The organism is Mesorhizobium sp. DCY119 (assembly GCF_003590645.1).
GTDB lineage: Bacteria > Pseudomonadota > Alphaproteobacteria > Rhizobiales > Rhizobiaceae > Mesorhizobium_M.
Window position 1 is genome coordinate 4,181,227 of sequence record NZ_CP031834.1, and the last position, 14,654, is coordinate 4,195,880.

Consider the following 14,654-nt stretch of genomic DNA (forward strand, 5'->3'; position numbering starts at 1 on the left):
ACCCTCGCGAAATCCAACGATGAGACAAAGGACGGGCGTGCGTTGCCGTAACCGCAAGCGCCTATTAATCAAATACAATTTTATGATATGCCGTCGCGCCTTTCGCGATGACAGAATAATACTTAAGCAACTTCGTGTTTTCAACCGAAGATGCTTTAATGAATATATCCGTATTCGGAACGATTCACGTAAGATGCTATAAACAAAAGCAGAATCGAAACAGATGTACTTCTAATTTGGTATCGCTCTCCGACCAGGGAATCGCGCCGGCGCCTTAGTTCTGCAGCATCGGAATATCGCGATAGAGCTCCAGCGCTTCCGGATTGGCCAGCGCTTCCTTGTTCTTGACCTGCCGGCCATGAACGATGTCGCGTACGGCAAGCTCAGTGATCTTGCCCGACTTGGTGCGCGGGATGTCGGCGACGGCGACAATTCTTGCCGGCACATGGCGCGGGCTTGCGCCGGTGCGGATCTTGGCCTTGATGCGCTTGTCCAGCGCCTCGTCGAGGGTGACGCCCTCAGCCAGCCGCACGAACAGCACGACGCGCACGTCGTCGTCCCAGGTCTGGCCGATGCACAGCGCCTCGAGGATTTCCGGCATCTGCTCGACCTGGTTGTAGATCTCGGCAGTGCCGATGCGCACACCACCCGGATTGAGCGTCGCGTCCGAACGGCCGTGGATGACGATGCCGCCATGCGCCGTCCATTCGGCGAAATCGCCATGGCACCAGATGTTGTCGAAGCGCTCGAAATAGGCCGCGCTGTATTTGGCGCCGTCGGGATCGTTCCAGAAGCCGATCGGCATGGCCGGGAAGGCGCGTGTGCAGACCAGTTCGCCCTTCTCGCCGCGGATCGGCTTGCCGTCGTCGTCCCAGACATCGACGGCCATGCCGAGGCCGGCACCCTGGATCTCCCCGACCCAGACAGGCTCGGTCGGTACACCGAGCACGAAGCAGGAGACGATGTCGGTGCCGCCCGAAATGGAGGCCAGGTGCACGTCCTTCTTGATGCCGTCATAGACGAATGAAAACCCTTCCGGCGAGAGCGGCGAGCCGGTGGAGGACAGCGTGCGAACCGTCGACAGGTCATGCGTTTTGATCGGATGCAGATCGGCCTTGCGCACCGAATCGATGAACTTCGCCGAGGTGCCGAAATAGGTCATCTTCTCGGCATCGGCGAAATCGAAGATCACATTGCCGTCGGGGTAGAAGGGCGACCCGTCATAGAGCAGCAGCGTTGCGCCCGACGCCAGCCCGGAAACCAGCCAGTTCCACATCATCCAGCCGCAGGTGGTGAAATAGAAGAAGCGGTCGCCATCCTCGATGCCGGCGTGAAGGCGCTGTTCCTTGACGTGCTGGATCAGCGTGCCGCCGGCCGAGTGGACGATGCATTTCGGGATGCCGGTCGTGCCCGACGAAAACAGGATGTAGAGCGGGTGAGCGAAGGGCAGCCGCTCAAAGCTCACCTTGCCTGCGGTGAACGGCGCAAGGGCCGCATCCAGCGCCTCGGCCTTGTCGACGCCTGCCGCGACATTTTTCGCTTTGCCGACATAGTCGACGACCAGCACCTTACGGACAGTGGGAAGCTTCTGCGCCACCGCCGCGATCTTGGCGGCGACGTCGATTTCCTTGCCGTTGTAGAAATACCCGTCCGGCGCAATGAAGACGACCGGCTCGATCTGGCCGAAACGGTCGAGCACGCCCTGTTCGCCGAAATCGGGCGAGCAGGAGGACCAGACGGCACCCAGCGAGGCAGTCGCCAGCATGGCGGCAATGGTCTCGGGCATGTTGGGCATCATCGCGGCAACGCGGTCGCCCTGCTTGACGCCGAGCGACACGAACAGCTGCTGCAGCTTTGACACCAGCGCGTGAAGCTCGTCCCAGGAAAGCCGCCGCTCGACCTTGTCTTCGCCCTTGAAGATCATCGCCTCACCGGGCCCTGTCTTCTTCAGCAGGTTTTCCGCGAAATTGAGTTTTGCATCGGGAAAAAAGCTCGCGCCCGGCATGCGGTCGCCATCGGCAAGGACGCGCGCGCCCTTGTCGCCGACGATGCCGCAAAAATCCCATACCAGATCCCAAAAGGCTTCGCGGTCATCGATCGACCAGGCATGCAGTTCGGCATAATCGGAGAATGTCGCGCCGGCGCGGCTCGAGGCTTGCGACATGAAGGCCGTAAGCGGGGCTGCGGCAATCCGGTCCTTCGAGGGTGTCCAGAGCGGCGTCTTCTCGGTCATGCAAGGTCCTCCCAGCGGCGGTTTCTTATGCATAGTGCAGCGCAACAAGGCAAGGCGTACCGCCCCGTTGCGGCTTCGTCGTTCACAAAATGCCATAGCTCTGACACAAAGGGTTGAAATGCCGCGCATGTCCGCTAAACCGGACAACACGGTAATCGGCACGGCGGCCGATCAACCACTAGCATGAATGAGGCACAATGCCGTCACCTCTGGTCAGGCGCAGCATCTGGGTGATTGGCGCGGCTGCGCTGATTGTCGGCCTGATCATCGCCATGCTTCCGCTCATCGCATCGACGCGGTTGGTGCGCGACCGCATCGCCTACGAGATGAGCTCGTGGAGCGGCTACCGCGTCACCATCGGCTCGACGCCGGAGATAGAAGTCTGGCCGAGTTTTCGCGCTGTCCTGACCAATGTCGCGATGACCCAGTGGGGCGAGCCGGACCACCCGCCGGTGATCGAAGCCGAGCGCATGGAAATCAAGCTTTCTGCGCTGGCAGCACTCGGCGGCAACGTCGTCTTTTCCTCCGCCAGCATGATCCGGCCGACGCTGCGCGTCGAGCGCACGGCAGATGGTCATTATCTGCCGGCTTTGCCCGCAGGCGGGCGCATCGCCAGTTCGGTCAAGGCGACGCGGGAAGCCGTGGCGGCAAATGCCGGCCAAGCCGAACCTGGACGCGTCTCCTCCGACCCGTTCGGGATGGTCGAGGTCAGTGACGGCCGCGTGACCGTCTTTGCCGAGGGCAAGGACCGCGAAATCCTGACCGGCGTCGCCGGCCGGGTGAGCTGGCCAACGCTCAGCAGCACCGCGACGCTCAACGTTACCGGCATCTGGCGCGGCGAATCGGTTGCGATCGAGGCTTCGTCGGCCAAGCCGCTGATGCTCTTTGCCGGCGGCGAAGCGCCCGTCACCGCCTCTCTCACCGCAAAGCCGGCCACCGCCTCCTTCGACGGCATCGTGAAGACGACGGAGAATCCCTTCGTCGACGGCTCGGTGAAATTTTCAGCGCCTTCGCTGCGGCGCATGCTGGAATGGTCGCGTGCCGACGTCTCTCCCGGCAGCGCCATCGGCTCGCTCTCGATAGCGGGACGCATGAGCGGGGATGCACAGCGGCTCAAACTGGAAAACGCAGAGATCGGGCTGGACGGCAATCCGGGCATGGGCGTGCTGAATGCGTCCTTCGCTGATGGAGTGCCTTCGATTGCCGGCACGCTGGCTTTCGAGACGCTCGACCTGCGGTCGTTCCTTGCCGCCTTCACGCCGCTGGCACCGGTAGCGGGTGCGGCCGATGCGGCTCAGGCGGGACCCTCCGAGATCGACACGACCTTTGCCAACCGCATGAACCTGGATTTGCGCCTGTCGGCCGGTCACGCCGTTGCCGGCTCGGTCACGCTGTCGGAGGTCGCCGCCAATGTGCAGGTGAAGAACGGGCTGGCTGCCTTCGACATTTCGGACGCCGCCGCCTTCGACGGCAACCTTCAGGCCGGCATACGCTTCGACCGCAAGCCGGAAGGAACGCAGGTGGAAATGCGGCTTCTCGCCTCCGACATCGAGGGCGGCGCCTTCGGTGCGGCAACCGGCATGCCGCGGCTGTTTCCGATCGGGCGCGGCAATATTTCGCTGATCATGAAAGGTCCGGGACGGACCTGGGGGTCCATTCTCGACAACGCCGAGGGCACGATATCGGCGACCTTCGGTCCCGGTGCGCTTTCTGATTTCGATCTTGCCGGTTTCCAGAAGCGCAGCGCCGAGGGCGGCTTTTTCGCGCTCGGCGACGTCTCAAAAGGCACGCTGCCGATCGACGGCGCGGAGTTCAAGGCAAGCATCTCGCGCGGCGTCGTCAAGATCGACAAGGCGGAAGCCAAGAGCCCGCAGGGCAGGCTCTGGCTGACCGGCATCGTGCCCTATGTCGGGCGGGGGCTGGCGCTTTCAGGCGGGATCGTGCCGCCGGACCAGCCCGCGGCGCAGAACGGCGCATCGCCACCGGTCGCCATGTTCTTCGTCGGTGGCTCGTGGAGCGCGCCCTTCATCTCGCCGATCCGCTCGACGCCGCCTGCCTTGGCAGGGCCGGCGGCACCGGTGCAATAAACCTTCGCTTATATGGTGTCAGGTCTTGGCGGAAATGGCCTCTCACCCTTAACCCTCTTCCCGTCGATGATTGCCGCCTTACGAGAACCCCCACCCCTTACCCCTCCCCACAAGGGGGAGGGAATTTTTGATCCGTTTGCCACACGAACCCGGCAATGATCAGCGTCTTGTTTGAATGCCATCGGATCCCCCTCCCACTTGTGGGGAGGGGTTAGGGGTGGGGGTATTTCATAGGCGATTGCCCTACCATAAACGGGAAGAAGGTCGCGGCAGCGGAATGAGGGGCGACTCCACCCGAGCTGGAATTGCCTACCCGCGCTGGGCCGCCTGTTCGTCGCGCAGGCGCTGCACTTCGCGGCGCTTGTTGACCACCGAAGCCACGATCACCCCGACCGCCACCACTGCAATCAGGATGGTACAGGCAGCGTTGATTTCCGGCGTCACGCCCAAACGCACCTGGCTATAGATCTTCATCGGCAAGGTGGTCGCGCCCGGCCCGGAGGTGAAGGAAGCTATCACCAGATCGTCGAGCGACAGGGTGAAAGCCAGCATCCAGCCGGAGACGATCGCGGGCAGGATGACCGGCAAGGTGATCTGGAAGAAGGTTTTTACCGGTGGCGCACCGAGATCCATCGCCGCCTCCTCCAGCGACCGGTCGAAGGTCAGCAGGCGCGACTGCACGACGACGGCAACGAAGCACATCGAGAAGGTGATGTGCGCCAGCGTCACCGTCAGGAAGCCGCGGTCGAGGCCAACCGCCACGAACAGCAACAGCAGCGACAGGCCGGTGATGACCTCCGGCATGACCAGCGGCGCAAACACCATGCCCGAAAACAGCACACGTCCGCGAAAGCGCGTGTAACGCGTCAGCGTGAGCGCGGCCAGCGTGCCGAGCACGGTGGCGACGGTGGCCGATATGACGCCGACGCGGGCGGTGACCCAGGCGGCATCCATCAGGCCCTTGTTCTGGAACAGGGAGCCGTACCATTTGGTCGAGAACCCGCCCCAGACGGTGACAAGCTTCGACTCGTTGAAGGAGAAGATGATGAGCAGCACGATCGGCAGATAGAGGAAGGCAAAGCCCAGCACGATCGAGGTGATGTTGAAACGGCTCCAGCTGCTGTTCATGTCACCTGCCCTGTTCCTGAGCGCGTGCCTGCGCGTGCTGGAAGATCATGATCGGCACCACCAGCAACAGCAGCAGGATGACGGCCACCGCCGACGACACCGGCCAGTCGCGATTGGCGAAGAATTCGTTCCACAGCGTCTTGCCGATCATCAGCGTCTGCGAGCCGCCGAGCAGATCCGGGATAACGAACTCGCCCACCGCCGGAATGAACACCAGCAGGCAGCCGGCGACGACGCCGGGGATCGACAGCGGAAAGGTGATCTTCCAGAAGGCGCTGATCGGCGGGCAGCCGAGATCCTGCGCTGCCTCGATCAGCGAGAAGTCCATCTTCTCCAGCGCCGAATAGAGCGGCAGGATCATGAACGGCAGGTAGGAATAGACGATGCCGATGAAGATAGCCGTGTGGGTGTTGAGGATGATCAGCGGCTGATCGATGATGCCGGTGGCGAGCAGGAACTGATTGAGCAGGCCCTCGGGCTTCAGGATGCCGATCCAGGCATAGACGCGGATCAGGAATGAGGTCCAGAACGGCAGGATGACCAGCATCAGCAGCGTCGGCCGCAGCGTCGCCGGCGCGCGCGCCATGCCATAGGCGATGGGGTAGCCGACCAGCAGCGTCAGGATGGTGGAGATGCCGGCGATGACGACGCTCGACACATAAGCGTTGAAGTAGAGCGCGTCCTCGGTCAGCCAGAGGTAATTGTCGATGCTGAGCTGCTTCAATTGCCCCCAGAAACCACTCAAGCCCTCGCCGAAGCCCAGCACCGGCATGTAGGGCGGCATGGCAATGGCCGTCTGCGACAGCGAAATCTTGAAGACGATGATGAAGGGAACGAGGAAGAAGAACAGCAGCCAAAGATAGGGAATGATGATAACGAGGCGGCTGACGAAGGCATTCAAGGCGCGGGCAAGCGGCGATCTGCCTGCATATTCCGTAGCGCTCGATGCGACGATGGCTGTGTCCGTCATGACCGCACCTACCGTGTCAGAACCACGCCCGCATCGGGGCGGAAGGAAATCCAGGCCCTGTCGTTCCAGCTCAGCGGGTCTTCCGAGATGCGCACGGCGTTGAGCGAGCTTGCCTTGACGACCTGCCCGTCGGCAAGCCTGACGTGGTAGACGGTCATGTCGCCGAGATAGGCGATGTCGTAGATTTCACCCTCAGCGACATTGGCCTCGGCATCGGCCGGCTTCTTGGACGACACCTTGATCTTTTCGGGGCGGATGGCGAAGACGACATCGCTTCCGGCCGAGGCGTCGCCGGCATTCTCGGTCTTGATCGTCAGGCCGTTGCCGCCCGAAATGCGCGCGCTGCCGGCATCGCGGCTGGCAACCTTGCCCTCGAACATGTTGACGTTGCCGACAAAGCCGGCGACGAAGCGCGAGGCCGGCGCCTCATAGACTTCGGTCGGCGTTGCCACCTGCATGACTTCGCCCTTGTCGAGAATGGCGATGCGGTCGGCCATGGTCATCGCCTCTTCCTGGTCGTGGGTCACCACGACGAAGGTGAGGCCGAGTTCCTGCTGCAGGTCCATCAGCTCGAACTGGGTTTCCTCGCGCAGCTTCTTGTCGAGCGCGCCGAGCGGTTCGTCGAGCAGCAGCACTTTCGGCCGCTTGGCGACGGAGCGGGCGAGCGCCACGCGCTGGCGCTGGCCGCCGGAAAGCTGGTGCGGCTTGCGCTTGGCGAACTGCTCCAGCTTGACCAGCTTGAGCATCTCGGCGACGCGCTTTTCTATATCGGCTTTCGGCATGCCTTCCTGCTTCAGGCCGAAGGCGATGTTGTTCTCGACCGTCATATGCGGGAACAGCGCATAGGACTGGAACATCATGTTGACCGGTCGCTTATAAGGCGGGATGCCGCGCAGATCCTGCCCGTCGAGCAGGATGCGGCCGGAAGTCGGTTCGTCGAAACCGGCCAGCATGCGCAGCAGCGTCGATTTTCCGCAGCCGGACGCACCGAGAAGCGCAAAGAACTCACGCTCGAAAATGCTCAGCGACAGGTCGTTGACGGCGGTGAAATCGCCGAAGCGCTTGGTGACGTTTTCAAAGACGATGTAGGGCTTGGCGGCGGGATCGCTCCACGGCGCAAAGCTCCTGCGAATGCTTCCAAGCGATTTCATGTCCCTCTCCGTCCTGTACGGATTCCCACTCTAGGTATTTCTACGCAATTCCGGACGGAAAACCGCTGCACACTTTTCCTGGAATTGCTCTGGATCGCCTCCCCGGCCCTTTGCGAGCGCTTGCGGGAGAGTTTTCGAAAAGAGCCCCGCGAAGCTTTCCGCGGGGCTCTCTTTTCTCAATTTTACTGGCCGGTGACGACCTTGGTCCAAAGGCGCGTGATGTTGCGCTGTGACTTCGGATCGTAGGGCGAGACGGTGAACAGCTTGGCCAGCATCGCCTCGTCCGGGTAGATCGCCGGATCGCTGGTGATGTCCTTTTCGATGAACTCCTGCGAAGCCTTGTTGCCGTTGGCGAAGTAAACGAAGTTCGTCGCCTTCGCGATCACTTCCGGCTTCATGATGTAGTTGAGGAACTCATGCGCTTCCTCGACATGCTTGGCATCAGCCGGGATCGCCATCTGGTCGAACCACATTTCCGCGCCTTCCTGCGGCACGACATAGGCGACTTCCACGCCCTGTTTGGCTTCGGCAGCACGGTCGCGTGCCTGGAACACGTCGCCGGACCAGCCGACAGCGAGGCAGATGTCGCCGTTGGCGAGCGCGTTGATGTATTCGGACGAATGGAACTTGCGGACGAAAGGCCGTACTTTCAGCAAGGTCTCCTCGACCTTGGCGAGATCGTCGGGATTGGTCGATTCAGTATCGAGGCCGAGATATTTGAGAACGGTCGGGACCATATCCGTCGGTGAATCGAGCATGTAGACGCCGCAATCCTTGAGCTTCGCGAGCTTCTCCGGGTTGAAGACCGTTTCCCAGGTATCGACCTTGTCGGTGCCGAGCGCTTCCTCGACCTTCTTCTTGTTGTAGCCGATGCCGACGGTGCCCCACATGTAGTTGATGGAGTATTCGTTGCCGGGATCGTATTTGGCGGTGCGCTCCGAAACCACGTCCCACATGTTGGAGAGGTTAGGCAGCTTCGACTTGTCGAGCTTCTGGAAGACACCCGCCGTGATCTGGCGCGCAAGGAAGTTTGCGGTCGGCACCACGACATCGTAGCCGCTGCCGCCGGCCAGCAGCTTGGTTTCGAGGATTTCGTTGGAATCGAAGACGTCGTAGACAACCTTGATGCCGGTTTCCTTGGTGAAGTCGGCAATGATCGAATCGTCGATGTAATCCGACCAGTTGTAGACATTGACGACGCGCTCCTGCGCGTTGGCCGAGAATGTCAAAACCGCTGCGAAAGTCGTCGTGGCGGTGAGCCAAAGCGCTTTGCGTATCATCTCAATCTCCTGTTTTCAGTGTTCCATTCCGGCTCCGGGGCCAAGCCAGCCCCGGGCGGTTTTTGGTTTAGCCTATTGGCGTTTTTGCAGTGCGACAAGCGCGAAATCGCGCATGCAGTTCACAGATAAGTTGTGCGTTCCAACTGCGTGATCTCGGCCCAGAAGGCCAGGATTTCGGCACGCTTCAGGTCCTGGTAGACCTTGGCCATCAACGGCCCGAGCGCCCGCTCGACGAAAGTGCTCTTGGCCATCAGCTGCAGCGCATCGTCCATGTCGTCGGGCAGGAAAAGCCCGCCATCGTCATAGGCGTTGCCCTGGACGGGCGGCGGCGGCACTTCCTTGTTCTCGATGCCTTCGACCATGCCCTGCAACAGCGTCGCCATGACGAGATAGGGGTTGGCGTCGGCGCCGGCGATGCGATGCTCAAGGCGCGTGTTCTCTTCCGACGAAACCGGGATGCGCAGGGCAACCGAACGGTTGTTCTCGCCCCAGACCGCGCGTGTCGGCGCATAGGAACCCGGCGTGATGCGCCTGAAACCGTTCCAGGTGTTGATGAACAGCAGAAGCGATTCCGGCATGGTCCTCAAGAGACCTGCGACGGCCGATTCGAGCGTCTTGCGACCCTCGGCGCCGCCGAAGATGTTGCGGCCATCGGCGTCCAGCATCGAAGCGTGGACGTGCATGCCGTTGCCGGCATATTCGAGGAAGGGCTTGGCCATGAAGGTGGCCGTCAGCCCGTGGGCGCGGGCGCAGCCAATGACGATGCGCTGGAGCATGATGACGTCGTCGGCAGCCCTCAGCGGATCGGCCCGGTGCTTGAGATTGACCTCGAACTGGCCGGGGGCGGCTTCCTTGATGATCGTGTCGATCGGCAGGTTCTGATCGTCGGCGGCGTCGCGGATCATGTCGAACAGGTCGGCATGTTCGGCGAGATCGTCGAGGCCATACATGCGCAGCCTGTCCGGACCGGCAGTGGCGCCGACGGGGGCCGGCATGCCGTCATCCCACTCCACCTCGGGATCGAGGAGATAGAATTCCAGCTCGAAGGCGACGACCGGGAAGAAGCCCTTGGCGTTGACCTCGGCCACCTTGCGCTTCAGCACCTGGCGGGAATCGGCCATGAAAGGTTCGCCCTCGGGCGAAAACGTCTGGAGCAGCACCTGCGCGGTCTTGCGCTTGGCCCATGGCACGATCGACAGCGATCCGCGCGTGGCACGGCAGTAGCCGTCCTTATCGCCGGTTTCGATGTGCAGGCCGGTCTCGCTGACCTCGCGGCCCCAGACGTCGAGGCCGTGCAGCGACATCGGGAAATTGACGCCGTCCTGGAAAGCTTTCTTGAGCGCGTCGCCCGGCGCCCACTTGCCGCGCATCATCCCGTTGGGATCGACCAGCAGGAATTCGACAGCTTCGATGTCGGGATGCTTTTCGACGAAGGCGCGATATTCGGCCTCGTGCTCTGGGGAAATGAACGAGGACTTCTGGCCGGAAGAGGCTGGAACCGGGGGAATTTCAGGGGAAGGAATTTCGGGCGGACGTTTTTTCCCGGCGGTGCCGCTTGAGGGAAAAGAAGAGCCGCCTATGGAAGAAGGTTTGGTTCCGGTTTCTATGCTTCCGGTTATTTCACGCAAGATATACCTGTTTACTGGTTGAAGATCACATAACCTGCCTGCTCTGTAACAGTTATGTCAATGGGGAGACGGCATGCCTGTGACGCCCGGCCTCACCGGACGCGACTGGCGCCGGAACTCCAGCCCGATGTGAACCAGCAGGGCCGTGAACACCACCGCACCGCCGACGATGGTGCGGGCCGATGGTACTTCGCCATGGATAAGCCAGACCCAGATGGGTCCGAGGATCGGCTCAAAACAGCCGAGAAGGGCTGCGATGGCAGCCGGAACCAGCCGCGCGCCGGTGGCGAAGAAGGCAAGCCCGAGCCCGAGATTGAGCGCGCCGAAGGCAAACAGGAACCCCATGTCGCGCGGCGACACGACAAAGGCTTCGACCTGCGTGGCGGCGAATATGCCGGCGAGAATCGTGCCCAGGCATGTTGCCGGCGTCATGCGCACATGGGCGAAGCGGCGGGTGATGACGGTGGCGATCGAAAACACCATGGCAATCAGCAGCGCAAGACCGTCGCCGATTGGCGATACCTGCCCGTTGAAGGATTCCGAGACCATGATGGCGACGCCGCAGATCACGGCGGCAATCGCTATCCAGGTCGGCCCGCTGACACGTTCGCGGAACACCAGCCAGGCGATCAGCGCCGCAAACAGCGGCACACCGGCCTGCATGAGAAGGATGTTGGCAACCGTGGTGTAGGCAAGCGCCACGACGAAACAGGTGGAGGCCACCGCAAAGCAAAGCGCCACCGCAAGGCCAGGCAGGCCCATTCCCCGGAACAGCTTCAGCGTGCCGCGCAGGCCATCGCGCCAGGCCATGAAGCCGAGCAGGAAGACGGCGGCCCAGAACGAGCGCCAGAATACGACCGTCCAGCTATCGTCAACCTCGACGAAGCGGGCGATCGCGCCACCAAAGCTCCACATCAGCGCCGACAGGAACACCAGCAGCATGCCGATGCGCTCCTCGCGCCGGGAGATGTAAGAGCCTGCGTGTGAAACGGCGGTTTCTGTCATGGCTCGACTATCGATGTTTCGAAAAGGCCGCGCATGTCGCCAAGCGACAAACACGTTCGGAATCCGATAGTCGAAAGATGTTTTTTGCGGGTGGTCCAGTCCGGGCTTGTGGTTGTGGCACCCGGTCGCTCAGCAGGCGCTGTCGCGCCTTTCGCGGCGGCTGCGAAACAGGCCGGACCACAGCCTGCGCAGGATGCTTCTGGAGGGAACGTCCAGCGCTTCGCCGTTATACGAGCGCTGGCGCTCGCGGGATTTTCGGCTCAGTTCGTGTTGTATCATCGTCCAGACGTGAAGCGGCTCCATGGCCATATCCTTTCCCTTGAAGTTCATAATCGAAAGATAACTGGCGTTTTTGGATGTATCTCCGGCGGATTTCGCGCTATCTTTTTCAATTATGAAAAATCTCGACTGGAACGACCTGAAAGCCTTCATCCATGTCGCGCGCAGCGGCGGGCTTTCGGCGGCAGCCGTGGAACTGCGCTCCAGCCCGGCCACGATCGGCCGCAAGATGCTGTCGCTGGAACAGGCGCTCGCGCGGCGCCTCTTCATCCGCCGCCAGACCGGCTATGAACTCACCGAAGACGGTCGTGCGCTGCTTGCCAAGGCGCAGGCGATGGAGGCGAGCGCCCGCCCCATCGAGGACTGGCTTTCAGCCGACATGCGACGCCCCGTGGTGCGGATATCGGCGGGCACCTGGATCGCCAATCTGCTGTCGGCCAATTTCTCGCGGCTGTGGACGCCCGACGATCCCTTCCGCATCGGCTTCAAGACGGCGGAAGCGCGGCTCGACATCGCCCATCGCGAGGTCGAGATCGGCGTTCGCAACCGACCGGCCGAGGGCATGAACCTGGCGTCGCGGCCGGCGGGCGAAGTCGCCTATGCGCCCTTCCGGGCACGCAACCAGCCGGTGCAGGGACCGGAAAACTGGGTGGCGATCACGCCCGACGACGCGGCCACGCCGTCGGCCCGCTGGACGAATGCGCAACCGAACCTGTCGATTGCCGCCTGGGCAAACACGCCACGCACGCTCTACGATCTCATCAGTGCCGGCGTCGGCACCGGCGTGTTGCCGTGCTTTGCCGGCGACCGCGACCCGCTGCTAGAGCGCGCCGGCGAGCCGATCGCTGAACTGCATCACAGGCAGTGGATCGTCATGCATGACGACGACCGCCATCGCCCGGAAGTGCGAAAAGTCATCGAGCGCTTGGCCGCGCTGATCGCTGCGCATGCGCCGCTGTTTGCCGGCGAGCGGCCCCTGGGAGGCGACTGAATCCAGCCCCGCTGCGTTTCCAAAAACCACGGCGGCGCTTTTTAGCGCTTGACCTCAACTATACCTGAGGTTTTATAGGGATGCTCCTGACCCTTATCGAATGGAGGCCCACCCAAAATGCCCCAGAAAACAAAGCTCGGCCTGATCTATGGCAGCGCCCGAGAAGGCCGCTTTTGCGACACCATGGTCAATTGGGTGGCAGCCGAGATTGTCAACGACGGGCGGTTCGTTGCGAATTCCATCGACCCGCGAGACCTCGACAAAAGCCGGGCGGAGATCGGGCACCGCTTCGACGAGGCAGACGCCTTCCTGATCGTCACGCCCGAATACAATCACGGCTACACCGGCGCCCTGAAATCGCTGATCGACGCCTACAATCAGCAATGGCAGATTAAGCCCATCGCCTTCGTCTCCTATGGCGGCGTTTCGGGCGGGTTGCGGGCGGTCGAGCAGCTTCGGCTGGTCTTCGCCGAGCTTCATGCCGTCGGCATCCGCGACACGGTAAGCTTCGCCAACCCCTGGAACAGATTCGACAGCGCCGGGGCGCTGGTCGAACCGAAGGACGCGCAGCGGGCGATGACAACGCTGCTCGCCCGCCTCCACTGGTGGGCCGTGACGCTGCGCGATGCGCGCGCCACCTCATCTTACTTCGAGGTGGCAGCATGAATGCGCAACTGCCGATCGAGACGGCATCAAGCCGCCACCCGCACCGCGCCCGCAACATCACGCTGCTGCTGGCGGCGACGCTGACCATCATGTCGGGCGCGACGATCTCGCCTTCCCTGCCGGCCATCCAAGCGCATTTCGCCGGCAGCGACAATGTCGAGATCCTGACCCGGCTGGTGCTGACGCTGCCGGCGCTTTTCATCGTCATCTGCGCGCCCTTCGCCGGTGGCCTTGCCGACCGCTTCGGCCGCCGGCCGTTGCTGATGGCGGGTGCTGTTCTCTACGGGATAGGTGGCATGTCGGGCCTGCTGGCGGATTCGCTTCTCGGCCTGCTGATCGGACGCGCCGCACTCGGCATTGCCGTGGCCGGCGTCATGACGACAGTCACGGCGCTCGTCGGGGACTATTTCACCGGCCCGGCGCGCGATCGTTTCATGGGGTTGCAGTCGGCTTTCGTCGGCATAGGAGGCCTGGTCTTCCTGACCGGCGGCGGCTTTCTGGCCGAATTGCATTGGCGAGCACCATTTGCCGTCTATGGCCTTTCGCTCCTGCTGATCCCGGCCATATTGGCCTTCATCAACGAACCCAATCATGCCCGCAGCACGACCGTGGTCGCCGGAGCCGTGGGCACGACGGCATGGCTTGCCATTGCCGCGGTGTACTTCGCTTCCGTTCTCAACAGCGTCGCCTACTATCTGATACCGACGCAACTTCCCTTCTACCTCAATACCATGGGCATTGGTTCGCCCACGCTGGCGGGGTTCGCCATCGGGCTGGGCAACATCGTCAGCGCTGGCGTCTCGCTGTTCTATGCTCCCTTGCGCGCAAGACTGGGCGTGACCGGTATCTTCGGCCTCGCTTTCGGCCTGATGGCGACCGGCTATGCGCTTCTGGGACTGGCAGATTCGCTACCCACTGTGCTTGCGAGCGCGGGCGTCATCGGGCTCGGACTCGGCATGATGATGCCGAACATCGCAGCAGCCGCCATGACCGCAGCCGCACCGGAGATGAGAGGACGCGTTGCCGGCGGCATGACGGCCAGCGTCTTCGCCGGCCATTTCATCTCGCCCTTCGTCAGCCAGCCGATGATCGCGGCATTCGGCTTCGAGCGGACCTACCTCTGTGCAGGCGCTGCTGTCGGTGCCGTCGCGATCTTCGCCGCCAGCATGGCGATATTTCGGGCTGCGCGCGTCCCGGCGGCGGGTTGAGCGGTAACCGGAAATGATGAGCGGGTCG

At 62.4% G+C, this 14,654-nt stretch carries 13 protein-coding genes; 5 read left to right on the forward strand and 8 right to left on the reverse strand.

The genetic code is table 11. The annotated features are described in order from the left end of the window. Positions 1 to 274 precede the first annotated feature (274 nt). Positions 275 to 2,233 carry an acetoacetate--CoA ligase gene (locus DZG07_RS20330; protein ID WP_119820209.1) on the reverse strand — a complete coding sequence of 653 codons (1,959 nt, stop codon included), beginning with the start codon at positions 2,231 to 2,233 and terminating at the stop codon, positions 275 to 277. A 197-nt stretch (positions 2,234 to 2,430) separates the two neighbouring features. Here DZG07_RS20330 and DZG07_RS20335 point away from each other — a divergent pair, with 197 nt between their 5' ends. Further along, positions 2,431 to 4,320: an AsmA family protein gene (locus DZG07_RS20335; RefSeq protein WP_091914329.1), complete on the forward strand. Its 1,890-nt coding sequence runs from the start codon at positions 2,431 to 2,433 to the stop codon at positions 4,318 to 4,320. Positions 4,321 to 4,629: 309 nt separating this feature from the next. Here DZG07_RS20335 and DZG07_RS20340 read toward each other — a convergent pair whose 3' ends face one another. The 5 genes from DZG07_RS20340 to DZG07_RS20360 form a co-directional block, all read right to left on the reverse strand. After that, positions 4,630 to 5,448: an ABC transporter permease subunit gene (locus DZG07_RS20340; RefSeq protein WP_091914327.1), complete on the reverse strand. Its 819-nt coding sequence runs from the start codon at positions 5,446 to 5,448 to the stop codon at positions 4,630 to 4,632. Between the two features lies 1 nt (position 5,449). Then, positions 5,450 to 6,418, reverse strand: coding sequence for an ABC transporter permease subunit (locus DZG07_RS20345; RefSeq protein ID WP_091914325.1), 969 nt, complete (start codon positions 6,416 to 6,418; stop codon positions 5,450 to 5,452). Positions 6,419 to 6,426: 8 nt separating this feature from the next. Further along, positions 6,427 to 7,569, reverse strand: a complete 1,143-nt coding sequence (locus DZG07_RS20350) for an ABC transporter ATP-binding protein (RefSeq protein WP_119820212.1) — start codon at positions 7,567 to 7,569, stop codon at positions 6,427 to 6,429. A gap of 182 nt (positions 7,570 to 7,751) precedes the next feature. Then, the gene (locus DZG07_RS20355) at positions 7,752 to 8,849 is read right to left on the reverse strand and encodes a polyamine ABC transporter substrate-binding protein (protein ID WP_091914321.1); all 1,098 of its coding nucleotides are present in this window, start codon (positions 8,847 to 8,849) and stop codon (positions 7,752 to 7,754) included. Between the two features lie 119 nt (positions 8,850 to 8,968). Continuing rightward, positions 8,969 to 10,222 (reverse strand): glutamine synthetase family protein, encoded by a 1,254-nt coding sequence (locus DZG07_RS20360; RefSeq protein WP_244537879.1) that lies wholly within the window; start codon positions 10,220 to 10,222, stop codon positions 8,969 to 8,971. 91 nt (positions 10,223 to 10,313) lie between these two features. Here DZG07_RS20360 and DZG07_RS23955 point away from each other — a divergent pair, with 91 nt between their 5' ends. Further along, positions 10,314 to 10,499, forward strand: a complete 186-nt coding sequence (locus DZG07_RS23955) for a hypothetical protein (RefSeq protein ID WP_162931516.1) — start codon at positions 10,314 to 10,316, stop codon at positions 10,497 to 10,499. 35 nt (positions 10,500 to 10,534) lie between these two features. On the opposite strand, the gene DZG07_RS20365 is transcribed toward DZG07_RS23955, so the two are convergent. Then, entirely contained in the window at positions 10,535 to 11,482 is a 948-nt protein-coding gene (locus DZG07_RS20365; RefSeq protein ID WP_119820215.1) for a DMT family transporter, read from the reverse strand. Between the two features lie 129 nt (positions 11,483 to 11,611). Beyond that, a complete protein-coding gene (locus tag DZG07_RS20370) occupies positions 11,612 to 11,785 on the reverse strand; it encodes a hypothetical protein (protein WP_162931676.1) in 174 nt (57 codons plus the stop codon). Positions 11,786 to 11,876: 91 nt separating this feature from the next. Here DZG07_RS20370 and DZG07_RS20375 point away from each other — a divergent pair, with 91 nt between their 5' ends. The 3 genes from DZG07_RS20375 (at position 11,877) to DZG07_RS20385 (ending at position 14,626) form a co-directional block, all read left to right on the forward strand. Continuing rightward, positions 11,877 to 12,752, forward strand: coding sequence for a LysR family transcriptional regulator (locus DZG07_RS20375; protein ID WP_119820221.1), 876 nt, complete (start codon positions 11,877 to 11,879; stop codon positions 12,750 to 12,752). Between the two features lie 117 nt (positions 12,753 to 12,869). Further along, positions 12,870 to 13,418 (forward strand): NAD(P)H-dependent oxidoreductase, encoded by a 549-nt coding sequence (locus DZG07_RS20380; protein WP_119820222.1) that lies wholly within the window; start codon positions 12,870 to 12,872, stop codon positions 13,416 to 13,418. Beyond that, on the forward strand, positions 13,415 to 14,626 hold the full coding sequence (locus tag DZG07_RS20385; RefSeq protein ID WP_119820225.1) for an MFS transporter: 1,212 nt from the start codon (positions 13,415 to 13,417) through the stop codon (positions 14,624 to 14,626). Before DZG07_RS20380 ends, DZG07_RS20385 begins: the two co-directional genes overlap by 4 nt. The last annotated feature ends 28 nt before the right edge of the window (positions 14,627 to 14,654 follow it).

Bases quoted from the DNA above. Each gene is read 5' to 3' on its own strand.
- DZG07_RS20330 (WP_119820209.1), bottom strand. From the start codon at position 2,233: ATGACCGAGAAGACGCCGCTCTGGACACCCTCGAAGGACCGGATTGCC.
- DZG07_RS20335 (WP_091914329.1), top strand. From the start codon at position 2,431: ATGCCGTCACCTCTGGTCAGGCGCAGCATCTGGGTGATTGGCGCGGCT.
- DZG07_RS20340 (WP_091914327.1), bottom strand. From the start codon at position 5,448: ATGAACAGCAGCTGGAGCCGTTTCAACATCACCTCGATCGTGCTGGGC.
- DZG07_RS20345 (WP_091914325.1), bottom strand. From the start codon at position 6,418: ATGACGGACACAGCCATCGTCGCATCGAGCGCTACGGAATATGCAGGC.
- DZG07_RS20350 (WP_119820212.1), bottom strand. From the start codon at position 7,569: ATGAAATCGCTTGGAAGCATTCGCAGGAGCTTTGCGCCGTGGAGCGAT.
- DZG07_RS20355 (WP_091914321.1), bottom strand. From the start codon at position 8,849: ATGATACGCAAAGCGCTTTGGCTCACCGCCACGACGACTTTCGCAGCG.
- DZG07_RS20360 (WP_244537879.1), bottom strand. From the start codon at position 10,222: ATGATGCGCGGCAAGTGGGCGCCGGGCGACGCGCTCAAGAAAGCTTTC.
- DZG07_RS23955 (WP_162931516.1), top strand. From the start codon at position 10,314: ATGAACGAGGACTTCTGGCCGGAAGAGGCTGGAACCGGGGGAATTTCA.
- DZG07_RS20365 (WP_119820215.1), bottom strand. From the start codon at position 11,482: ATGACAGAAACCGCCGTTTCACACGCAGGCTCTTACATCTCCCGGCGC.
- DZG07_RS20370 (WP_162931676.1), bottom strand. From the start codon at position 11,785: ATGGAGCCGCTTCACGTCTGGACGATGATACAACACGAACTGAGCCGA.
- DZG07_RS20375 (WP_119820221.1), top strand. From the start codon at position 11,877: ATGAAAAATCTCGACTGGAACGACCTGAAAGCCTTCATCCATGTCGCG.
- DZG07_RS20380 (WP_119820222.1), top strand. From the start codon at position 12,870: ATGCCCCAGAAAACAAAGCTCGGCCTGATCTATGGCAGCGCCCGAGAA.
- DZG07_RS20385 (WP_119820225.1), top strand. From the start codon at position 13,415: ATGAATGCGCAACTGCCGATCGAGACGGCATCAAGCCGCCACCCGCAC.